General features: G+C 62.7%; 21 protein-coding genes and 1 pseudogene. 6 read left to right on the forward strand and 16 right to left on the reverse strand.

The genetic code is table 11. From position 1 onward, the window contains the following. Nucleotides 1-66: 66 nt before the first annotated feature. The 5 genes from RHIBR816_RS0128595 to RHIBR816_RS0128615 all read right to left on the reverse strand — a co-directional run bounded on the left by RHIBR816_RS0128595 (nt 67) and on the right by RHIBR816_RS0128615 (nt 6,990). Nucleotides 67-2,541, reverse strand: coding sequence for a glycoside hydrolase family 2 protein (locus RHIBR816_RS0128595; protein WP_018240008.1), 2,475 nt, complete (start codon nt 2,539-2,541; stop codon nt 67-69). An 81-nt stretch (nt 2,542-2,622) separates the two neighbouring features. Beyond that, a complete protein-coding gene (locus tag RHIBR816_RS0128600; RefSeq protein ID WP_018240009.1) occupies nt 2,623-3,708 on the reverse strand; it encodes an ABC transporter ATP-binding protein in 1,086 nt (361 codons plus the stop codon). Nucleotides 3,709-3,714: 6 nt separating this feature from the next. Beyond that, nucleotides 3,715-4,632 (reverse strand): carbohydrate ABC transporter permease, encoded by a 918-nt coding sequence (locus tag RHIBR816_RS0128605; protein WP_085929582.1) that lies wholly within the window; start codon nt 4,630-4,632, stop codon nt 3,715-3,717. A gap of 19 nt (nt 4,633-4,651) precedes the next feature. After that, on the reverse strand, nt 4,652-5,560 hold the full coding sequence (locus tag RHIBR816_RS0128610; protein WP_018240011.1) for a carbohydrate ABC transporter permease: 909 nt from the start codon (nt 5,558-5,560) through the stop codon (nt 4,652-4,654). Nucleotides 5,561-5,754: 194 nt separating this feature from the next. Next, nucleotides 5,755-6,990 carry an ABC transporter substrate-binding protein gene (locus RHIBR816_RS0128615; protein ID WP_026187533.1) on the reverse strand — a complete coding sequence of 412 codons (1,236 nt, stop codon included), beginning with the start codon at nt 6,988-6,990 and terminating at the stop codon, nt 5,755-5,757. A 448-nt stretch (nt 6,991-7,438) separates the two neighbouring features. Here RHIBR816_RS0128615 and RHIBR816_RS0128620 point away from each other — a divergent pair, with 448 nt between their 5' ends. Continuing rightward, entirely contained in the window at nt 7,439-8,500 is a 1,062-nt protein-coding gene (locus RHIBR816_RS0128620; protein WP_026187534.1) for a LacI family transcriptional regulator, read from the forward strand. Between the two features lie 22 nt (nt 8,501-8,522). Here the strand turns inward: RHIBR816_RS0128620 and RHIBR816_RS38555 are convergent, their stop codons facing one another. Next, entirely contained in the window at nt 8,523-9,434 is a 912-nt protein-coding gene (locus RHIBR816_RS38555) for a tetratricopeptide repeat protein (protein WP_052522708.1), read from the reverse strand. Between RHIBR816_RS38555 and RHIBR816_RS38560 the strand changes: the two genes are divergently transcribed. Beyond that, a complete protein-coding gene (locus RHIBR816_RS38560; protein ID WP_245262671.1) occupies nt 9,433-9,858 on the forward strand; it encodes a hypothetical protein in 426 nt (141 codons plus the stop codon). The genes RHIBR816_RS38555 and RHIBR816_RS38560 overlap by 2 nt on opposite strands. Before the next feature lie 15 nt (nt 9,859-9,873). On the opposite strand, the pseudogene RHIBR816_RS39085 reads toward RHIBR816_RS38560, so the two are convergent. After that, a pseudogene (locus tag RHIBR816_RS39085) lies at nt 9,874-10,227 on the reverse strand (adenylate/guanylate cyclase domain-containing protein); the annotation flags it as partial. Nucleotides 10,228-10,418: 191 nt separating this feature from the next. Next, the gene (locus RHIBR816_RS0128630; RefSeq protein WP_018240016.1) at nt 10,419-11,093 is read right to left on the reverse strand and encodes a hypothetical protein; all 675 of its coding nucleotides are present in this window, start codon (nt 11,091-11,093) and stop codon (nt 10,419-10,421) included. 231 nt (nt 11,094-11,324) lie between these two features. Between RHIBR816_RS0128630 and RHIBR816_RS0128635 the strand changes: the two genes are divergently transcribed. Further along, nucleotides 11,325-11,924, forward strand: a complete 600-nt coding sequence (locus RHIBR816_RS0128635) for a YdeI family protein (protein WP_018240017.1) — start codon at nt 11,325-11,327, stop codon at nt 11,922-11,924. A gap of 24 nt (nt 11,925-11,948) precedes the next feature. On the opposite strand, the gene RHIBR816_RS0128640 is transcribed toward RHIBR816_RS0128635, so the two are convergent. The 6 genes from RHIBR816_RS0128640 to ccoG all read right to left on the reverse strand — a co-directional run bounded on the left by RHIBR816_RS0128640 (nt 11,949) and on the right by ccoG (nt 18,487). Further along, a complete protein-coding gene (locus tag RHIBR816_RS0128640) occupies nt 11,949-12,218 on the reverse strand; it encodes a hypothetical protein (RefSeq protein WP_018240018.1) in 270 nt (89 codons plus the stop codon). A 157-nt stretch (nt 12,219-12,375) separates the two neighbouring features. Then, nucleotides 12,376-13,806 (reverse strand): NADP-dependent phosphogluconate dehydrogenase, encoded by a 1,431-nt coding sequence (gene gndA, locus RHIBR816_RS0128645; RefSeq protein ID WP_018240019.1) that lies wholly within the window; start codon nt 13,804-13,806, stop codon nt 12,376-12,378. A gap of 176 nt (nt 13,807-13,982) precedes the next feature. Next, complete coding sequence (gene ccoS / locus RHIBR816_RS0128650; RefSeq protein WP_018240020.1) at nt 13,983-14,141, reverse strand: cbb3-type cytochrome oxidase assembly protein CcoS; 159 nt, start codon at nt 14,139-14,141, stop codon at nt 13,983-13,985. Further along, nucleotides 14,138-16,414: a cation-translocating P-type ATPase gene (locus tag RHIBR816_RS0128655; RefSeq protein ID WP_018240021.1), complete on the reverse strand. Its 2,277-nt coding sequence runs from the start codon at nt 16,412-16,414 to the stop codon at nt 14,138-14,140. The genes ccoS and RHIBR816_RS0128655 overlap by 4 nt, the downstream gene beginning before the upstream one ends. Further along, the gene (locus RHIBR816_RS0128660; RefSeq protein ID WP_018240022.1) at nt 16,411-16,905 is read right to left on the reverse strand and encodes a FixH family protein; all 495 of its coding nucleotides are present in this window, start codon (nt 16,903-16,905) and stop codon (nt 16,411-16,413) included. Before RHIBR816_RS0128660 ends, RHIBR816_RS0128655 begins: the two co-directional genes overlap by 4 nt. A 7-nt stretch (nt 16,906-16,912) precedes the next feature. Next, nucleotides 16,913-18,487: a cytochrome c oxidase accessory protein CcoG gene (ccoG, locus tag RHIBR816_RS0128665; RefSeq protein WP_018240023.1), complete on the reverse strand. Its 1,575-nt coding sequence runs from the start codon at nt 18,485-18,487 to the stop codon at nt 16,913-16,915. A 196-nt stretch (nt 18,488-18,683) separates the two neighbouring features. On the opposite strand from ccoG, the gene RHIBR816_RS0128670 reads away from it, so the two are divergent. The 3 genes from RHIBR816_RS0128670 to RHIBR816_RS0128680 are packed head-to-tail and all read left to right on the forward strand — an operon-like array spanning nt 18,684 to nt 20,342. Beyond that, nucleotides 18,684-19,583, forward strand: coding sequence for a helix-turn-helix domain-containing protein (locus tag RHIBR816_RS0128670; RefSeq protein ID WP_018240024.1), 900 nt, complete (start codon nt 18,684-18,686; stop codon nt 19,581-19,583). Next, nucleotides 19,571-20,005, forward strand: a complete 435-nt coding sequence (locus RHIBR816_RS0128675; RefSeq protein WP_018240025.1) for a polyketide cyclase — start codon at nt 19,571-19,573, stop codon at nt 20,003-20,005. Before RHIBR816_RS0128670 ends, RHIBR816_RS0128675 begins: the two co-directional genes overlap by 13 nt. Next, on the forward strand, nt 19,989-20,342 hold the full coding sequence (locus RHIBR816_RS0128680; protein ID WP_198294187.1) for a VOC family protein: 354 nt from the start codon (nt 19,989-19,991) through the stop codon (nt 20,340-20,342). The genes RHIBR816_RS0128675 and RHIBR816_RS0128680 overlap by 17 nt, the downstream gene beginning before the upstream one ends. A 211-nt stretch (nt 20,343-20,553) precedes the next feature. Here RHIBR816_RS0128680 and ccoP read toward each other — a convergent pair whose 3' ends face one another. Then, complete coding sequence (gene ccoP / locus RHIBR816_RS0128685; protein ID WP_018240027.1) at nt 20,554-21,417, reverse strand: cytochrome-c oxidase, cbb3-type subunit III; 864 nt, start codon at nt 21,415-21,417, stop codon at nt 20,554-20,556. A gap of 2 nt (nt 21,418-21,419) precedes the next feature. Next, nucleotides 21,420-21,572: a CcoQ/FixQ family Cbb3-type cytochrome c oxidase assembly chaperone gene (locus RHIBR816_RS0128690; protein WP_018240028.1), complete on the reverse strand. Its 153-nt coding sequence runs from the start codon at nt 21,570-21,572 to the stop codon at nt 21,420-21,422. Nucleotides 21,573-21,575 lie beyond the last annotated feature (3 nt).

Raw genomic sequence — 21,575 nt, forward strand, 5'->3', positions numbered from 1 at the left:
CATCCTCATCGGCTGGCATTCGCGGGTAGGAGCCGCGCGTTCTGGCGATGTGACGCTTCATTCCGCTCAGCCCCTTCCCTGGCAGGATTCGAGGTCATAGGCGGCAAAGCGCGGCAACCGGCCCGCTTCAATGGGAGCTTTCGGCGTGAAACGGACCGTCTTCACGTCACCGGCGGTCAGATCGAAGGCGTTGTCGGTATAACGGCCTTCGACATCGGCCTCGACCATCACATGCAGTGCGAGACCGCTCGCGCTCACGGTGACGTCGAAACTGCCGTCCAGCCCGGGCCCCGCCTCGATGGTCAGGCCGGACGGCACAAGGTCTAGGGCCTTGTAGGTGCCGTGGACGTAATGCCCCTCGCCGCGCATGCCGTTGGACGCTTCGAAAGACCAGAACAGCAGCGATCCTGCCGGGATGTCCTTCGCGGCGATGGTGACGAGCGTGGCGGCGCGATCCGGCGAACAGGCGCCCATCGCCGCCACCAGCGGGCGGCGCTGGCCGTCGAGCGAGACGGTGAAGGTCTGCAGTTCCACCGTTACCGGCTCTGCCGTATCGTTCACCATCGAAAAGGTGATCTCGCCGTTGTCGGCCGACGGGATGGCTGCGACGGCCACCGGCTGGAAGAAGCGTCGCGCCATGTAGTGCATCGCCTTCCAGTGGCCGCCATAGTCGAGGCTCGACCAGGAGGCGACGGGCCAGGTGTCATTGAGCTGCCAGTAGAGCGTGCCCATGCAATGGGGCTTCAGCGAGCGCCAGTAGTCGACCGCCGTGCGGATCGCCAGCCCCTGCTGGACCTGGCTCAGATAGACGAAGCTCGGGAAATCCTTGGGGAAGCGGAAGTAGCGGAACATGGTTGCGGCGATACGCTCGTTGCCGCCGGCATTCTTCTGATGCGCCTCCATGACCGGCGAAGCGATGTTGAGGTCGCCCGCCTCGGCGAACTGCCGGATCACCGGCATCGACGTATAGGACTGGAAGCCGAATTCCGAGCAGAAGCGCGGCCGCACGCTGCGGTAATTCTCGAAGGACTTGTTCTCGTGCCAGACGGACCAGTAGTGCATGTCGCCGGCCCCGTCCGCATGCCAGGCATCGCCGAAATTGAGATAGCCAACCGAAGGACTCGACGGCCACCAGATCGCCTCCGGTGACGCTGCCTTCATCGCCATCTCGACGGTCCGGTTCAGCCGGTCATAGGAGACGAGATAGCGGTCGCGATCCTTGCGGCTTTCCTCGAACCAGGTCAAAGCGCCGACGAGTTCGTTGTCGCCGCACCAGAGCGCGACCGACGGATGGGAAGAGAGCCGCTTGACCTGATGCGTGACTTCCGCGGCGACGTTTTCGAGGAAATCCGGCGTCGAGGGGTAAAGATTGCAGGCGAACATGAAGTCCTGCCAGACGAGCAGGCCGAGCCGGTCACAGAGATCGTAGAACCAGTCCGGCTCGTAGAAGCCGCCGCCCCAGACGCGGATCATGTTCATGTTGGCATCGACCGCGGAACGCAACAGGTCCTCGACACCCTCCGGCGTGACGCGCGACATCAGCGCATCCGCCGGTATCCAGTTAGCGCCGCGGCAGAAGATATCGCGGCCGTTGACGCGCAGCGCGAAGCGGCTGCCGGCCTCGTCCTCGTCGGTCACGAGCTCCACCGTGCGGAAGCCGATCTGGCGTGTGACGTTCTCCTCCGGCGTTTCCACCTTGAGGATGGAAAGTGCCTGCTTGCCACTGCCTGCCGGCCACCAGCGCTTGGGTTCCGTCACGCTGAACACATGGGTAATGCGCGTCTCGCCCGCGGCAACGCTGCAGTCAAGGCGCTCGCGCAGGCCGTCGAGTTCGAAATGGATCGGCAGGATTCCCGGATCTGGGGCATAGAGCTGGACCGTGACCTGGAGATCGACCGAGCCGTCCTCCAGCCAGACCTGGCGAGTCGTTACGTGCTCGATGCGCGCCGTCTCCAGCCGGCAGAGCGCCAATGCGCCGTAAACGCCGAGCGGGGCGATGGCGATGTTCCAGTCCCAGCCGAAATGGCATTGCGGCTTGCGCAGCATATTGCCATTGGCGATTGGCGAGTTGCCGTCGTGATAGGGCACATGGAAGGGTTGTGCAGCCTGACGCCGCGCGCCCTCGGCGATCGCGGAATGCAGCACGATGCGGATGCGGTTCTCGCCGGCGACAAGCGCCTGCGAGACGTCGGGGCGATGACGGAGGAAGCAATTGTCCGCCTGCAAGACGAGCCGGTCGTTGACGAAGACCGAGACTATGGTGTCGATGCTTTCGAAATCGAGATACCAATGCCCTTCGAGATCATCCGCATCGATGGAGACGGTGCGCTCGAGCACCCACTCCTTGTGCGCCACCCATTGGACGTCTGCCTCGTTCCGGCCGCGATAGGGGTCGGCAATGATATCAGCCCGTTCGAGCGCGCTGTGCACGTCGCCCGGCAGCGCGATCGTCAAGGCATGGCTGTTGTCGGCCGAAGCGAGCAGCCAGTCGCCGGAAAGATCGATGCGGACGGCGTCGCGATTGTTGATCTCGGAAGGCATACCCACAGTCCATTCATTGGCCGGTGATTTCGCGCCGGCTTTCATCCGATGAGAGGCCGTCACCGGCCCATCGGATTTCGCTCAAAGTCGATTTTCGCTGGCTGCGTCGAAGATCGAGGCGACAGCCATGTCGAAGGAGAGGCGCACCGTGCTGCCCGGAGGGTAGCGCCGCTGGCCGGCGATCCGCACCGACATGGATTGCCCGGCAAGCGTCAGCCACAGCAGGTTGTCGGCGCCCATCGGCTCCTCGATGTCGACGGTCGCCGGGTGCACCTCGTGGCTTTCCGTCGCCTCGTCGACCTTGACGTGTTCGGGTCTCAGGCCAAGGACGACCTTCTGGCCAGGGTGGAGCCTCGTGCGTGCCGGATAGGACGTGACGTCGAAGGCGACATCGTTCACCCGTACGAAACTGCGGCTGTCCTTCGCCTCCACCTCGCCGCGGAAGAAATTCATCGACGGCGAGCCAATGAAGCCGGCAACGAAGAGGTTCTCCGGGGCGTTGTAGATGGTCATCGGATCGGCAAGCTGCTGGATGACCCCGCTCTTCATAACGGCGATTCGGTCGGCGAGCGTCAGCGCCTCGATCTGGTCGTGCGTCACGTAGATCATTGTGTTCTTCAGCGACTGGTGCAGCCGCTTGATCTCAACGCGCAGCTCGGAGCGCAGCTTGGCATCGAGGTTCGAGAGCGGCTCGTCGAAGAGGAAGACGTCGACGTCGCGCACCAGCGCCCGCCCGATCGCCACGCGCTGGCGCTGCCCGCCGGAAAGCTCGGACGGCTTGCGCTTCAGCAAGGGCTGGATCTGCAGGATCTCCGAGGCGCGCTTCACGCGCTTGTCAATTTCCGCCTGCGGAATTTTGGCGACCTGCAGGCCGAAGGAAAGGTTCTTCTCGACGGACATTTGCGGATAGAGCGCGTAGGACTGGAACACCATGCCGATGCCCCGGTCCTTGGGCTCCTCCCAGGTCACATTGCGGTCCTTGATGAAGATCTGACCATCGGACACGTCGAGCAGACCGGCGATGCAGTTTAGCAGCGTCGACTTTCCGCAGCCGGACGAGCCGAGCAGAACGAGGAATTCGCCATGGTCGATGTCGAGATTGAGCCTGTCGAGAACCGTGACGGCGCCGAAATTCAGTGACAGATCCCTGACGGAAACACTTGTCATGCTTGCTTATCCTTTCACTGCACCGGCCGCGATGCCGCGGACAAAGAGCCGACCGGAGACGAAATAGACGACGAGCGGTACGGCTCCCGTCAAAATCGTTGCCGCCATGTTGACGTTGTATTCCTTCACGCCCTGGACCGAATTGACGATGTTGTTGAGCTGGACGGTCATCGGGTAGTACTCAGGCCGCGTGAAGACGACGCCGAACAGGAAGTCGTTCCAGATGCCGGTGACCTGCAGGATCATCGCCACCACGAAGATCGGCAACGACATCGGCAGCATGATCTTGAAGTAGATCGTCCAGAACCCGGCACCATCGACACGCGCGGCCTTGAAAAGTTCCTCGGGCAGTCCCGCGAAATAATTGCGGAACAGGAGGGTGAGGATCGGCATGCCGAAGATCGTGTGCACGATGACAAGTCCGGTCAGAGTGCCATAGACGCCCATTTCACGAAGCACGATCACGATTGGATAGATCATCACCTGGTAGGGGATGAAGGCGCCGACGACCAGGATGGTGAAGAAGAGCTCCGCCCCCTTGAAGCGCCAATTCGCCAGCGCATAGCCGTTCACCGAGGCAACCGCGATCGAGATGATCACCGAAGGCACCGTGATGCGGACCGAATTCCAGAAGCCGCGGGAGAGACCGTCGCAATTGAGCCCGGTGCAAGCCTCGGCCCAGGCCTTCACCCAGGGTTCGAAGGTGATTTCGAGCGGCGGCGCGAAGATGTTGCCAACGCGGATTTCCGGCATGCCTTTGAGTGACGTCGCGATCATCACGTAGAGCGGCAGCAGATAGTAGAGGGCGACGACGATCAGGGTGCCGTAGACGATGATGTTGCGCCGCGAGAGCTTGCGGCGCGGCTTGCGGCCGCTCGGGCCGGCTGTGATTCTGCCGGGAACCGCGTCGTGCTCCGGAACCATGCTGTTGTTGGCGACGAGATTAAGCACGCTTGCGGCCTCCTCCGAATTCCAGATACGCCCACGGCACGATGATGATGGCGACGGTGATCAGCATCATGGTGGAGGCGGCGAAGCCCTGGCCGAGGTTCTGGGCCTGGAACATGTAGTCGTAGACGTATTTGGCCGGCACTTCCGATGCGATCCCCGGGCCACCGCTGGTTTGCGCCACGACGAGGTCGTAGACCTTGACGATGCCGCTCGCGATGATCACCAGGGTGGTGATGAAGACGCCGCGCATCATCGGGATGATGATCAGCACATAGGTCTTCCACATCGGAATGCCGTCGACCCGCGCCGCCTTCCAGATGTCCTCGTCGATGCCGCGGAGGCCCGCGAGCATCAGGCACATGACGAGACCCGTCCCCTGCCAGAGCGCAGCGATCAGGATGCCGTAGATGACAATGTCGGCGTCATAGAGCGGATCGAAGGAGAAACTCGTCCAGCCGAGCGACCGCACGATGGACTGAATGCCGAATTGAGGATTGAGCAGCCACTGCCAGACCAACCCCGTCACGATGAAGGACAGAGCGAAAGGATAGAGCATGATCGTTCGGAATGTATTCTCGAAACGAATCTTCTGGTCCATCAGCGCCGCCAGCACGAAGCCGATCACCAGGCTGAAGATCAGCGAGAGGAACCCGTAGACCGCAAGGTTCTGGATGGAGATGATCCAGCGCGGCGCCGCCCAAAGCCGCTCGTACTGATCGAGGCCGACGAAGGAGAGGCGCGGCAGCAATTTTGAATTGGTGAACGAGTAGACGACGGTCCAGATCGTGCCGCCGAGGAAGATGACCACGGCTGTCAGGATCATCGGGATCGAGGCGATCTTCGCATTCAGGTTGCGCAGCCACTGGTTCGGTCTGCCCGAACCACGTGTTAGAGCCGTCATGTTTCCTCCTCCGGAACTGCGACAATATCTGGCGGCGGGCGGCACCGGCGACCAGCAAGCCGCCGAACTTCAACGCCGACCACGGACGTGGCCCCTGCCCTCGTCTGCCATGCGCGCTCGCCTCAACGGCATCCGGGCACGGCGGCAGGCCGAGCGACGGCCTCGCGCAGCAGCGAGGCCGTCAGAAGCCGCGATCAGTCCGCCGCGGCGATGATTTCCGCGAAGCGCTTCTGCGCGTCTGCCGGCGTCATCGACGGGTTTGCAAAGAACTCGGAGAAGAGATCTTCCTTCTGCTTCTGACTGTCGGCCGACAGCAGCTGGTCGGTGCCCTGGATCACATTGCCCTTGGCGAGGATTTCCAGCCCCTTCTTCATGCAGTCGTTGGCGGTTGCGAGGTCCACGTCGCCGCGCACGGGCAGCGAGCCCTTCTTAAGATTGAAGGCGACCTGTGTTTTCGGACTGAGGAGCGTCGATGCCAGCACTTCCTGCGCCTTCGACTTTTCCTCGTCCTCGATCAGCGGGAAGTAGAAGGCATCGCCGCCGGTCGAGATCACTTCGTTCACGCCGAGACCCGGAAGGCACGTATAGTCGACTCCGGCCTTCTGGCCCGCCACCTGGAACTCGCCCTGGGCCCAGTCGCCCATGATCTGGCCGCCGGCCTTGCCGGTGATCACCAGGTTCGTCGCCTGGTTCCAGTCCTGAACATTGGTGCCCTTCGACAGGCGGCGTGCATCGTCGGCCGCCTTGAAGACCTTGGCGATCTCCGCTCCGGCTGCGACTTCCTCATCCTTCTTGGCAAAGACTTGCTCGAACACGTCCTTGCCGGCAATCGCCACCATCAGCACGTCGAACGCGCCGGCCGCCTGCCACGGCTGACCGCCGACGGCAAGCGGTATGATGCCGGCCTTTTCAAGCGCCGGCCCGGCCGCAACGAACTCGTCCCAGTTCTTAGGCACCGGCACACCGGCCTGCTTGAAGGCAGCATTCGAAAGCCACAGCCATTGCCAGGAATGGATGTTGACGGGCGCGCAATAGATCTTGCCTTCGATGGTGCAGGAGTCGAGCAGGCTGGCCGGCTTGACGATTTCCTTCCAGTTTTCGCGCGTGGCGACATCGGTCAGGTCGCGCATCAAACCGGCCTCGACCAGTTCCTCGGCCTGACGGCCATGGTTGAACTGAGTCGCGCCCATCGGGTCGCCGCCGGTGATGCGGCTGATCATGATCGGCCGCGCCGTGCCGCCGGAGCCGGCGATCGCACCGTCAACCCATTTGTTGCCGGTCGCGTCGAATGCCTTCGCCAGTTCAGCTACCGCGGCAGCTTCGCCGCCGGACGTCCACCAATGCGTGACCTCCAGATCGGTGGCGTGAGCCAGGCCGAACGGCAGGACCACGGTTGCGGCCAAAGCGCCGGCCAAAGAACGTAATTTCATGAGTCTCCTCCCTCACTGTAACGTTACCGTAAAAAACTTAGTTCAATCCAATTGCCGACGCAACACCCACAACGGATAATTCAAACTAATTATTCTGACACATTCTATGATTGCATTCCGAGACCTTCGACACGGCTCCGTTCTGCCCCACCGAGCCGCCGCATCGCTTCAGAAAAATTCGCTTATTACACTGTTTTTGAATAGATAATTGAAACGGCTGCGAACGGCACGGTCGATTGAACCTTCGCCAACGCAGCATGATACTGCACTCACTCCTAATTCAACCCACCGTTTACGGTCTTCGCGGCGCAGTAACAAAAGGGCTCGACATTTCTACTGTATCGTTACAGATTTCCCAGGGCGATTTCACGTCGCCCCAATATGGTGCGTTCGGGCAAATCGTATATAACGCCCCGATGGGCTAAGAGACGGGCTTTGCGTGACGGGCATGGAAGACAGGACAAGAAACAGGCCAGCGGCAGCGCCGCCAACAGAGGGCGGCAGGCCGACATTGAAGACGATTGCCTTCATGACTGGACTCGGCATCACCACCGTTTCCCGCGCGCTGAAGGACGCGCCCGATATCGGCGCCGAGACCAAGGAGCGTGTGCGCCTGGTCGCCAAGCAGATTGGCTATCAACCGAACCGTGCGGGCGTACGCCTCAGGACAGGCAAGACGAATGTCATCAGCCTCGTCCTGACTCTCGAGGAAGAGATCATGGGCATCACGAGCCCGATGGTCATCGGGATCACCGAGATCCTCGCCGGCACGCCGTATCACTTGGTCGTCACGCCCTATAGTTCTTCCAAGGATCCGCTCGGGCCGATCCGCTACATTCTCGATACCGGTGCTGCCGATGGCGTGATCATCTCTCGAATGGAGCCGAACGATCCACGCGTGACGCTGCTCACCGAGCGTCAATTTCCCTTCGCCACGCATGGCCGGACCGAAATGGGGATAGTCCATCCCTATCACGACTTCGACAACGGACGATTCGCCTATGAGGCGGTGCGCAAGCTCGTCGAGCGCGGCAGGCGCCGGCTGGTGCTCCTGGAGCCACCGCCGCACCTCACCTTCCATTCGCACATGCGCACCGGCTTCGAGCACGGTCTCAAGGATTTCGGCGCGGAGTCGGTCAGCTTCCATCAGGTCAACATCGACTACAGCCTCGTCGCCATCCGCGACGCTTTCGAAAAGCTGATGGGCTCTTCGGACGCCCCCGACGGGATCGTCTCCGGCAGCGGCTCGGGTGCGATTGCACTGATTGCCGGCATCGAGTCGGCGCGCAAGAAGCTCGGCGAGGACGCTGACATGGTCTCCAAGGTCCCGAGCGACTTCCTGCGCTGGCTGCGTCCGGAGGTGATGACCATGTACGAGGATATCCGCGTCGCCGGGCGTGAACTCGCCAAGGCGGTGATCGGCCGGATCGAGGGCAAGCCCCCCGAAACGCTACAAAGTCTCAGCCAGCCCGAGTTCCAGCCGCCGATGGCGCGGTCGCCGGAAGCCTAGACTAGGTCGGTCGATCCGCGGGCTACCAGTTGCCCTGCCAGCCCGCTTTGCGGAGACTAGTGCGTATTTGTTCGCGTTGCTCGGGATTGACGAAGCGCGATACGAACTCGCCGAGTTCCTCCTGTCCTTCAGACGAGTTCCGTTGCATTTCGGCGGCTGCCTGTTCGGCCTCACGCTGGCGCCCCAGTTCCACGAGACAACAGGCGAGTGCGCAGTGCGTGGAGGGTAGATCCGGCCGCTTGGCCGCGGCATTGAGCGCCGGTTGAAGCGATTCTTCGTACTCCCCTGTGAGGAAATGCGCGAAGGCCAGGAAATGCAGCCATAGGAATGCAAGCGGATCGTGCGGACTGAGGCGCAGGCCTCTCTGAAATGGCTCAATCGCCTGGCCGGCCCGGCCGAGGAAGAGGCGCGACATGCCGAGGAGCATATAGCCGAGCGCAAAGCTGGGACTGAGGTCAATCGATCTTTGGGCGGCCTCCATTGCCCGATGGAGCCTGCCCATGACGACGCTCATAATTCCCACCGCATAATGCGCATAGGGGTCGGTTTCGGCAAGTTGCGCGGCACGCAGCGCCGCCTGCCATCCCTCCGCCATGTCCCCCGCGGGGTTCTCGCTCCACCGGAAGAACAGCGTCCCCGCGTTGCACCTGCCAAGCCACGTGTATCCTTCGGCGATATCGGGTGCCGCCACGATCGCCTTGCGAAACAGCTCGCGCGCACAGCGATGCTCGGCCGGCGTGAACTGATAGAAGTGCCACATGCCGCGAAAGATCAGTTCCCAGGCGGTCAGGTTCTCCGGCGCTTTGCGCCGCACCCGTAGGGTCTCCATTCTCAGCATTTCCGGCTCGATCGCGCCGGCAACGCGGTCGACGATCTTCGTCCTGCAGCGCGAAGAGCTCCGCCAGGTCACGGTCGTACCGTTCGGCCCAGACATGATGGCCGGTTTCCGCTTCCACCAACTGCGCCGTGACGCGAACCCTGTCGCTCGATTTGCGCGTGCTCCCCTCCAACACATAACGCACGCCGAGTTCACCGCCGATCTGCTGCACCGTGGCGGCACGGTTCTTGTAGGTGAAGCTCGAATTGCGGGCGATGACGAAAAACCACCGGAACTTTGCGAGGGCCGTAATAAGATCCTCCGTCAGGCCGTCAGCAAAGTAATCCTGCTCGGCATCTCCGCTCATATTGACGAATGGCATCACCGCGATCGACGGCTTGTCCGGCAAGGCCAAAGAGCCGCTCTGGAGCTCGGTTATCGGCACAGGCGGCTCCATGCTGGAGCGGACGCGATAGGCGCGCACCGGTCGCGCGATATTTTTCAAGGTTTTTTCGCCGAGGCACTCACACGCAAAGCTTAGCTTTCCAACGATTTGATCATGCACGGAAGCAGAGATACAGATGTCGCCCGGTTCGTCGAGCGTCTGCAGCCGCGCCGCTATGTTGACCCCGTCTCCGAAGAGATCGCCGCCGCGGGCGATTACGTCGCCAAGATTGATGCCGATGCGGAACATCATGCGGCGGCGTTCGGGGAGATCGATATTGCGGCGGCCGAGGGCGCGCTGAATAGCGACGGCGCAACGCACCGCCTGCACGGCACTTGCGAACTCGACCATGACGCCATCGCCAGCCATGTTGAACACCCGACCGCGGTGTTCCGCGACAAGACCCGCAATGATCTCCTGATACTTAGTAAGTAGGCTGAGCGTCGCCTCTTCGTCTTCCGACATGAGACGGCTGTACCCAGCGACGTCGGCAGCCAGGACAACGGCCAGATGGCGTCCCTTTGCTTCATTCGTCGGCACTAGCCCCTCCCTCGCCCCTCCATGGAGCAAGTCTACACCTTGCCGGACGCCTTCATCCAGAGGCGACACCGATGAGATGCACCGCCGCGGACGAACATTTCAGATTTCACAATGTTTCAAAGGACGCAGCCGCACCTCGCGGATCGGGCATAGGAAACGATCTCGGCCCGCTTGCTGCGCCCGTCGCCGAGGAATTCGTCGACGGCGGCGGCGACGTCGCTCGGCCGGTACCGTGCCCAATGGCCGAGACCATGGAGGGCTGCTTCCTGGCAAGCGATCGAGCCGAGCCCTAGCGTTCGACGCATGACATCGATCGCCGCCTTCTGGATGCGGTCGCAAGCAGGATCGTCCGGGAGCGCCAGGGACGGGAACTCGTCCCACCACATGTAACAGACTGTGTTCAGGGGAGCCGCGCCGGGCTCGTCTATGTGACCCAACACAGCAGCACAGCGAGGGGCGAACAGATCGGTGAAGACGTTCTCAATGGCTTCAATGCAGGAGAGCCGCGCCGCCGTCGGCGTAGAGGTGTTGTAGAACCACCCGTTGTCACCCGAGGCGCTGGTGCTCAGGAGATAGGTGAGGCCCTGGGCAATCTGCGTATCGGAGAAGCTGGCAAGCGAACGCTCAGCTGTCGAAAAGAGCCTCGTGAAGTACTCGATGGCGACCGGCGGCTCCGGACTCCACCAAGGAGGGTCTTCATCGAAGAACCAAGGGTAGCCATGCGGCCGGATCGAGTGGCCAAAGGCGTGCTCGAGCCAGGAATCGTAGCTCAGGTTCGAAACCGCGGGCATGCGAGCCTCTTTCCGTTGGAGGTCACGTTATCCGGAACGCGCAGGCATGCCGGGGCCAATCATCCACGTAGCTTAACCATCTCACGAGCCCGTCGCGCACGCCAGTTGCGTTTACCGCGCCCCGCTTGTCGGTTCGCGTCCTAGGGTGAGGGCTGGAAGGCGACAGCGGCGCCTTGTAGGCTGCACGCCGATTCAGGTGCGAGGATGCCACCGCGAGGAGGAAACTGACCGATGCCGCCCGTCAAGGTCGATCCCGACAAAGTGCATGAGTTCGAGGACGCCGCAGCCTTTTATGCCTGGCTCGGCAAGCACCACGACAAGCAGGACGAGGTCTGGATCAAGGTCCACAAAGTGGGGTCCGGGCTCAAGTCGATCACGCCCAAGGAGGCCATAGACGTGGTGCTCTGCTGGGGCTGGATTGACGGGGTGCGCAAGGGGCTCGATGAGAAGAGCTTTCTCCAGCGCTACACACCGCGTGGCAGGAAGAGCACCTGGAGCCAGATCAATGTCGACAATGTCGCCCGGCTGATCGAGGAAGGCCGGATGACAGGGCACGGCCTCAGGCAAGTTGACATGGCCAAGGCCGATGGGCGTTGGGACCGTGCCTACAGGAGCGGCAAGGACATGAAGATCCCCGACGACCTCCAGGCCGCGATCGATGCGGAACCCAAGGCGCGGGAGATGCTCGGCAAGCTCAGCGAGCAGAACCGCTTCGCTCTCGCCTTCCGCACCCACAACATGAAGACGGAAGCCGGCCGGAAGAAGAAGATCGAGACCTTTGTCGAAATGCTGAAGCGCGGCGAGACGATCTATCCGCAGGGGAAGACGTGAGGCGCCCGAAAGCGCCCCTACGCTTCATATGCTCACGGCCGGCCAATATTTGTCGTCGGTAAAATCCGTCGGGATCGGATTGAGCCGTTCGAGTTTCTCGGCAACGAAATCGATCTGCATCTTCAGATAGCGGATCGAATGCGGGATCGGCGCACCCGTAGCGAGGCTGCGTACCCGCCATTGCTCGTAGCCTGACGACCTTATGCGTCGCTCCGCCTCGCCGCGGATGCCTACCGGCCCGGTCCCGGACCTGGTCTCGATCGCCTTGCCCCCTTCGATCACCCTGAATTTCATGCTGCCTTCCCGACGCTCCCCTTATTTGAGATGTCGTCAGCTTGCCGTGGAAGGGCGACCGGCGCCACCCTTCCTTTCGTAGAAGCGATCTAAACTGATCCTAAAGCGCATACATGTCGTTACCCCAAAACCGCTGCGCCCTTTTGGGCGACATGCATCAAGCGGTCAATCCGCTGCCCCAAGGCCCATGATGGCTGTCGGCGCCATCGATGCGGTCGAAGCCGTGGGCGCCGAAGAAGTCGCGCTGCGCCTGGATGACGTTCGCCGTACCGCGGCCGCGGCGGTAGCTGTCGAAATAGCCGAGCGCGGAGGCGAGCGCGGGCACCGGCAGACCGCCGAGCACAGCTGCCGAGACGACGCGGCGGAGCGCCCCGTCGGTTTCCTTCACCATCGCCGCGAAAGCGGGCGTGACGATCAGGTTGGCCGCGTCCGGTGCCTTGGTGAAGGCGGTGGTGATCTCATCGAGGAATTGCGAGCGGATGATGCAACCGGCCCGCCAGATCCTGGCGATCGTCGGCATCGGCAGGTTCCAGTTGAATTCCTTCGAGGCGGCCGACATCACCGCGAAGCCCTGCGCATAGGCGCCGATCTTGGCGGCGAGCAGCGCGTTTTCGAGATCCTTGATGAAGGCGTTCCTGTCGGTGACCTTGAACTCGCCGACCGCCGGCAGGCCGAGGACCTTCTCGGCCGCCTCGCGCTCCTCCTTCATCGAGGAAATGCTGCGGGCGGCAACGGCGGCTTCGATGCCGGTTGCCGGCACGCCCATGTTCTGCGCCTCGATCACCGACCATTTGCCGGTGCCCTTCTGGCCGGCCTTGTCGAGGATCAGGTCGACGATCGGCCTGCCGGTCAGCGGATCGGCGGCCTTCAGCACCTTTTCGGTGATCTCGATCAGGTAGGAATTGAGCCGGCCCCTGTTCCAGGCACCGAACACCTCGCCGATCTCCTGCGCCGTCATCTTCAGCCCGTCGCGCAGGATGCCGTAGATTTCGGCGATCATTTGCATGTCGGCATATTCGATGCCGTTATGGATCGTCTTGACGAAGTGGCCGGCACCGTTTTCGCCGAGCCAGGCAACGCAGGGATCATTGTCGTATTTCGCGGCGATGGAGGTCAGCACCTTCTCGACTCGGGCGTAGGACTCCTCGGTGCCGCCGACCATGATCGACGGTCCATGGCGCGCCCCCTCCTCGCCACCGGAAACGCCCATGCCGATGAAGGTGAGGCCGCTGTCCTTCAGCGCATCGAAGCGGCGCATCGTGTCGCGGAAATTGGCATTGCCCGCGTCGATCATGATGTCGCCCTTGGCGAGATGGGCCTTCAGCGCCGCCATCTGCTGGTCGACGGGCTCGCCGGCCTTGATCATGATGATGATCGGCCGCGGCGGACGGATCGCCGCGACGAATTCCTCGATCGTCTCGCAGGGTACGATCTGTTCCTTGAGCGCGCCGGCTTCTGCGTAGAATTTCCGCGTCGCATCTACCGTGCGGTTGAAAACGGCGATCTTGTTGCCTTTTTCAGCGATGTTGAGCGCCAGGTTCGATCCCATGACGCCGAGACCGATGAGGCCGATTTCCGCCTGTGACACGTGCTTCCTCCATTGGGCAGGAGAGCCATGCACGGGCCGCGAAGTCGCGTCGGTGCCGGCTCCTTCGAATTGAACTGCGCATCTCCGGTGGCCCGCGAAGGGGGCGCCGGAGACATGCGGCGGAGGAGGCTGTTTTGGCACTCAAATCGATTTACGACAAGCCACTCCTGACAAAATCACTGCTTCTCCGGCTTGCCATCGCCGTCGTCGAGCACACGCCACGACGCGCCGTCGAGATCCTCGTACTGTCCGCTCTTCAGCGCCCAGAGAAAGGCAGCGAGGCTGAGACCGCCAAGCAGCAAAGCAATCGGGATGAGATAGACGAGCGTGTTCATCGGACGCTCCCTGCCGGCTGCAAAACCGAGCGAGTGGCCGGTGTCCCAGCAGTCCGAGCAGCCGCAAGGCTTCGCAATCTCAAGGCATTCGCGACGACGATCACCGACGAGGTGGACATCGCGATCGCCGCCACCAGCGGCGTCGCATAGCCGAGAATCGCGATGGGAACGGCGATGACGTTGTAGCCGACGGCCAGAGCGAAATTCTGCCGGATCAGCCGGCCGGCGCGGCGCGAGACCTCGATGGCGAAGGGCACTGCCGTCAATGGCTGGTGCATGAAGACGAAATCCGCCGCCTGGCGCCCGACGTCGGCGGCGGTCGCCGGCGCCATCGAGACATGTGCGGCGCGAAGGGCCGGCGCATCGTTGATGCCGTCGCCGACCATCAACACCCGGTGGCTGCCTGCCGCGGCTGCAAACGCCTCGACCTTGTGGCGCGGCGAGAGCTCGGACCACCAGTTTGCAATTCCGAGCCTGCGGCCGACTTCCGCCACGACCGGTTCCCGGTCGCCGGAAAGAATGCCGGTCGCAAGCCCCAGCTCGTGCAGCGCCTCGATGCTCTCACGTGCGGCCGGGCGCAGGCGATCCTCGAAGCGGAAGAAGGCAAGTTCCTGCCCGTCGAGCGCAAGGATCGCTTCGGGCAACCCGCTTGAGACGCCGCGACCGCCACAGGCGAAGCTGCGGCTGCCAAGCCGATACACACCCCGCATCGTCCTGGCTTCGATGCCCGCGCCCGGAACTTCGCTGATATCGCCTTCCAGATGGGAATTCTGCGCCGCATGGTGCAATGCGACCGCGATCGGATGGCGCGAATGCGCGGCGAGTGCGGCGGCGGTCGCCAAGGCTTCAGGCGCGATCTCGTTCGCGTTGACGAGCCGCAGCTCGCCGACGGTCAGCGTTCCCGTCTTGTCGAGAAGCACAGTGTCGATCTCGGCAAGGCGCTCCATGGCCGAGCCGTCCTTGACCATGACACCGCCCTGGAAGAGCCGCCCGGCGGCAACGACCTGCACGACCGGCACCGCTAGCCCAAGTGCGCAGGGGCACGTGATGATCAGGACGGCAACGGCGACCAGCATCGCATGGCGGACGTCGCCCTCCACCAACATCCAGCCGATAAAGGTCAGGAGCGCGAGCAGATGGACGATCGGCGAATAGTACCGCGCCGCCCGGTCGGCGATCCGGCGATAGCGGGCCCTGCCCCCTTCGGCCGCCTCCATCAGCCCCATGATCTCGGCGAGAAACGAGTCGCGCGCTGCTGCGGTCGCCTCGATGTTCAGCGGCCCCGTGAGGTTGAGCGTGCCGGCCTGGACGAGATCGCCAGCCGCGACCGCAATTGGCGCGTTCTCGCCGTTGACGACGGAACGATCGAGATCGCTGCTGCCGGAAAGCACGCGCCCGTCGACCGGGATTCGCTCGCCGGCCGCGATCATCAGGCGTTCGCCCGGCTTGATCTCGTCGACAGGACGGTATTCCCGCGCGCCATCGGCATGGATAACCGTCGCACCGCGCGGCGACAGCCGTGCGATACCGCTGATCGCCGAGCGTGCCCGCCCCCGCATCATGTGGTCGAGCGTGCGGCCGATCAACAGGAAGAACAGCAAAGTGACCGACGCATCGAACCAGGCATGTTCACCATGGCCAATCGTCTCATAGAGCGACATGGCATAGGACAGGGTGACGGCCAGAGCGATCGGTACATCCATGTTGGTGCGCCCGTGGCGAAGCGCGTTCCAGGCCGACTGGTAGAAGAAGCGGCCGGCATAAACCAGAGTGGGTGCGGCGATCATCGCCGAGATCCAGTGGAAGAGATCGCGGGTGGCGGCATCTGCGCCAGACCAGACGGAAACGGAGAGCAGCATGATATTCGTTGCCGCGAAACCGGAAACCGCAACGGCGCGGATCAATTGCTTGAGAAGCTCATCGCCTTCGTCCTCGCCGGGCGAAAAGAGATGCGTCTCATAACCGCAACCCGCGATCGCACGCATGAATTCGCCAGGGTCGCTGCGGCGGCCACCCATCTCCTCCTTCCAGACGATCGTGACGCGGCGCGAGGAGAGATTGACGCGGGCGCGCTCGATCTCGGGTCTCGCGCGCAGCGTGCCTTCGACCGTGGTGATGCAGGCGCCGCAATAGACGCCCGGCACGCTGAGGTCGGTCTGGCGCAGCCCGCCTCCGAGGCTCCGGCTCGCAAGCCAGAGCTCTTCGGAGACGGGCAGCACCTGCCCCCCTTCGGCAACCATCGCGATCTCGACGCCAGGTGCGCAGCAGCTCATTTGTCTTCTCCCGGCGCCATGAAGCGGATGGCCTGGCGGTAGACGACGGCTTCGCCTGAAATCGCCGTCACGTCGGCGATCCATTGGCCGGGCTTGAGTGTATCCGTCGCCAGGAAGGCGCCCTCGCCCTCGCGATCGAGCTCGACGCGGAGATCCTCATGTTCCTCGACCGGCCGCTTGAAGACAGCGAGGACCCTGTCGATCTGTTTGGCCGGTTCACCGCTGTGCGTGACGACGTAGCGGATGGCGCCGGGCTCGGCCGTCAGCCGGCCGGTGATACCGCTTGCCTGGAAGGCGCGGGTCTCTGCCACCTTGCCGTTGAACTGCTGGCTGGCGACATAGGTGTTCTCGACGACGAGACCGCTCCAGCTGCGGCTGGCATTCCATGCCATGACGACGTTGACGGAGATAATCGTTCCGAAGAACAGGGCCATCACCGCGATCATGTGCCAACCGGTGAATTGCCGCTGTTTGCTGCGTTCGCCAATCATGTGCGCCTCATCTTGCTGGTGCGGGCCGGTTGAAATTCGCCTGGTACACGTCCTGCTCGTGGCTCGACGGATCGTCGGCAATCAATGTGAAGCCGGTATCCGCCTCGGCGAATTTGTCCCTGGGTAAGGTCACGAAGACCTTGAGCGCCGTGACCTTGTCCGGATCGACGTTGACCGCAAAGCTCCGACCGTCGCCGGGCGCGTGGCCGGCAATGCGCATCCGCGCCGACGGCATGCCCTCGATCGTAAGCCGGATGGTGCGCTGCTCGGGGATCATGTTGAGCAGCTTGACCATGTAGCCATTGCGCACCGAACCGTCGGACTCCACGACATATTGAGGATTTCGATCGTGCAGCACGTTGAGCTCGAGCCGGTCACGCGACAGGAGTCCAAAGACCAGGCCGAGGCCCATCAGGGCCCAGACGGCGAAGTAGAGGAGAACGCGGGTCCGAAAGATGATGCGCCAGTTGAAGTGCCTGACCTCATCCACGAAGGCGCCGGTGGTGTCGCGCACGCGTTTCGGATCGATCGCAGCCGCCCCATTGTTCGTCGCCAGCGCCATATTGGCGGCATAGTCACTCAGTGTCGCGTAGGAAATCAGCCCGCGCTCGCGGCCGAGCTTGTCCATCACGCCGTCGCAGGCATCGATGCAGAGCGCGCAGGTAATGCATTCGAGCTGCTGGCCGTCGCGTATGTCGATGCCCATCGGGCAGACCGCGACGCAGGCATTGCAATCAACGCAATCGCCGACGACCTCGCCGGTCGCAGCCGCCTTCTTGGCATGGCGCGAGCGCGGTTCGCCACGCCAGTCATTATAGGTGACGACGAGCGAATTCTCGTCCAGCATCGTCGCCTGAATGCGCGGCCAGGGGCACATATAGGTGCAGACCTGCTCACGCATAAGCCCGCCGAAGACATAGGTCGTGGCCGTCAGGGTCGCCACCGTGAAATAGGCGACGGGCGGCGCCTCGAGGGTGACGAAACTTTCGAGCAGCGATGGAGCGTCGGCGAAGTAGAAGATCCAGGCGCCGCCGGTCGCAATGCCGATCAGCAGCCAGATCGCATGCTTGGCAAGGCGCTTGCGGATCTTGTCGAGCGTCCACGGCCCCGAATCGAGGCGCATCCGCGCATTGCGGTCGCCCTCGATGAACCGCTCGACCACCAAAAAGAGATCGACCCAGACGGTCTGCGGACAGGCATAGCCACACCAGGCGCGGCCCACGGCCGAAGTCACGAGGAAAAGGCCGAAGCCTGCCATCACAAGCAGACCGGCAACGAAGAAGAACTCCTGCGGCCAGATCTCGATGAAGAAGAAATAGAAGCGCCTGGCCGCCAGATCGACGAGGACGGCCTGATCCGGCGCATGTGCCCCTCGATCCCAACGGATCCAAGGCATCAGGTAGTAGATGCCAAGCGTCACCAGCATGACAAGCCACTTGAAGCGGCGAAAGCGCCCCTCGGCGCGCTTCGGGAAGATCTTCCTGCGCTTCTCGTAAAGGGGTTTACGAACGCGCGCGGCATTGAGCGGCTCGGCTTCCAGCCTTTCGATCGACTGAGCTTTGGCGAGAGATCGGGGATGCATCCATGGAATCCGGATTGTTTCCTGAGTGCCCCGTCATTGCCGATTTCGCTGGCCTCAAGCCTTGATCTGCGTCAAGTCTCAGGCCGAATGCCAACGGTGCGTCGAAAAGTCCAAGCGCAAGCCTCGCCGACAATCGGCCCCTTTCGGCCCACTTTTCGCGATAGGATGGCTTGAGCTTTAAGCTCGAGGAGCCGGCATGCAGACAACGATCCTGCCCAGACTTGCGCAAAGTGCAGGCATCTACCGAGAGCACCCCGCGGCCGGCGCACTCGCCGCCCATCTCAAATGCCTGTGGCTGCATCAACTGCCCGACGGCGCGGCCCTGCCCATTGCGGTGGTGCCGGACGGCTGCGCCGACATCATCTGGACGTCCCGCGGCTTGGCAGTGGTGGGGCCGGACAGGGTAGCTGCCTTTCCTCGGCTTGCGCCGGGCGAAACCATTGTCGGCGCCCGCTTCCGGATCGGTGCAGCGGCAATCTTTCTGCGCACGCCGCTTAGCGAACTGACCGGCCAAATGCTGCCACTTGATCTCCTCTGGGGGCGAGTGGCCGGCGAAGTGGACGAGCGATTGGCTTCGGCGCGCGACGCTTCGGAGCGTTTCACTGTGCTCGCCAGCGCATTGGGAGGCCGCCTGTCGACGGTGCGGGCACCATCACCGAACGTCGTTTCGCTGGTGAAGCATTTGCACGAACGACGTCCGACGGCGGCGGACCCGATCCGGGCACTGGCGCGAACCACCGGCCTCAGCGAGCGAAGCCTGCGCCGTCTCTGTCTCGAACATTTCGGCTATGGCGCCAAGACGCTCGATCGCATCCTCCGCCTGCAACGTTTCCTGGCGGCCTGCCGTGGCCGGCCACGGAAAAATCTGGCAATCCTTGCCCTTGATGCCGGCTATGCCGACCAGGCGCACCTCTCCCGGGAGGCGCGGGAACTCACCACGCTGACGCCCCGCGAAATCCGGCTGCAACTCGCCGCAGACCCGACACGATCCGAGAAGACCGACCCGGTGAAGCACGAGATTGGCCGTTTCGTTCAAGACCGTTGCGCAACCGATTGCTATCAAAGCGAGAAACGGAGACACGCATGGCCACGATGACAGCCAGAATCATTCATATATCGATCGAGCGCGACTGGCGCGATGTCTACGCCTTCATGTCCGATCACGGGAAAATGCCGCTCTGGGCATCGGGGCTCTCCTCGGGGCTCAAGCGTGACGGCGACGAGTGGCTCGCCCCAGGCCCCCTCGGCAATGCCCGCGTCCGCTTCGCTCCCGACAATGCACTCGGGGTCGTCGACCATCTCGTGACGCTCGAGAATGGCGCAAAGGTCCACAACGCCCTCCGGGTCGTCCCGAATGGCGACGGAGCGGAAGTGATGTTCACCCTTTTGAGGCAGCCCGGCATGAGCGACGCGCAGTTCGCGGCCGACGCCGCCACAGTGGAAGAGGATCTCGCTGCCTTGAAGGGTTTTCTGGAACGAGAAACAAGAGCCGGGAGAGGACATTACCATGACCGGTAACGACCGACGCATCGACTATATCGAATTCAACGTTGCCGACATTGCAGCGAGCAAGGCCTTTTACGGCAGCGCTTTCGGCTGGACCTTCACGGACTACGGTCCGGAATACTGCGAATTCGCCGACGGCCGGCTGACCGGCGGCTTCACGACGCTCGGACCGGTGCGCAGCGGCGGGCCGCTGGTTATCATCTATGCCGACGATCTGGAGGGCACTCAAACCCGCGTGGAGGCGGCCGGCGGCACGATCCTCAAGCCGATCTTCTCCTTCCCCGGGGGCAGGCGCTTTCACTTTGCCGATCCGGACGGCTATGAATTGGCGGCGTGGTCAAAACAATAACGGCGAAGCGCGCGAGATCATTTGCCAAAGCGGATGAAAAGTACGCTGACAAGGCCGAAGACGACGATGCGCTGATGAACTGCGGCGACCCTTGCAGGTTTGAAAAAACATACTCCGCTGCAAGGCAAAGTTTAGCATCTCCTATTGGATTGCGCACAGAAAAGCCGCGCGGCGAATCAACTTTGGGTCCGATGCTTGTCGGTTCGCTTTGCTACTCGCCGCCGCCAAGCGAGTGAACGAAGACCGCCAGCTGCTTGACTGTCGTATCGCCTATGCGGGGCAGCCAGGCGGGCATGACGCCATGCTTCGGCGCCTTCATCTGGTTGACGATCGCCTGCTCGCCCTCTCCGTTCAGCCAGATCGCATCGGCCAGATTGGGTGCCCCCATCTCGCGATTGCCCTTTGCATCCGCGCCGTGACATGCGGAGCAGTTGTCGGCGAAGAGCTGTTTTCCGTCCTCGGCGAGTTCGGGGCTGGAGGACGCACCACCAAGACTGAGCACGTAGGCGGCGCTCGCGCGCATCTCGTCGGGTGTCAGCATCTCCGCGAAGGACGACATCTCGGATACGCGCGTTTCCGCGTCGCCGCTGTGACGTATGCCATGTGCGATGGTCTGATAGATCTCCTCCGGCTTGCCGCCCCAAAGCCACTCGTCGTCGTTGAGGTTCGGAAAGCCCTTGGCGCCTGCGGCGCCGGAACCGTGGCACTGGGCACAGTTTACCTTGAAGGCAGAGGCACCGCCGGCGACCGCGAATTGCTGGAGTTGCGGGTCGGCGATGATCTCGTCGAGCGAACTCGACGCGATCCGCTCAAGGCTGCCTGCCTGCGCCACCTTGGCATTGGCGAGTTCCATGCTGACGTCGGCACGGCTGGAGAAGCCAAGGTATCCCTTGGTCGCATCGGTCAGCATCGGGATCGATGGATAGGCCACCGCATAGCCGATCCCCCAGAGGATCGTGGCGTAGAAGGTATAGACCCACCAGCGCGGCATCGGATTGTTGAGTTCGCGGATGCCATCCCACTCGTGGCCGGTGGTTTCGACGCCGCTGACCTCATCGATATGCTTGTTCGCCATGATCAATCCTCCTTCAGAGGTATGGAAGCGGCCTGGTTGGCGGCCGTCTTGGCGCCAGGCCGGAAGATGAAAGCGACGACGCCGAGAAAGAACAGCGTCATCGCCAGGAGGGCCCAGCTGTCGGCGAAATGGCGCATGGCGGTATAGGTTTCCATGTC

The sequence above is a fragment of the Ensifer sp. BR816 genome, assembly GCF_000378985.1.
GTDB lineage: Bacteria > Pseudomonadota > Alphaproteobacteria > Rhizobiales > Rhizobiaceae > Sinorhizobium.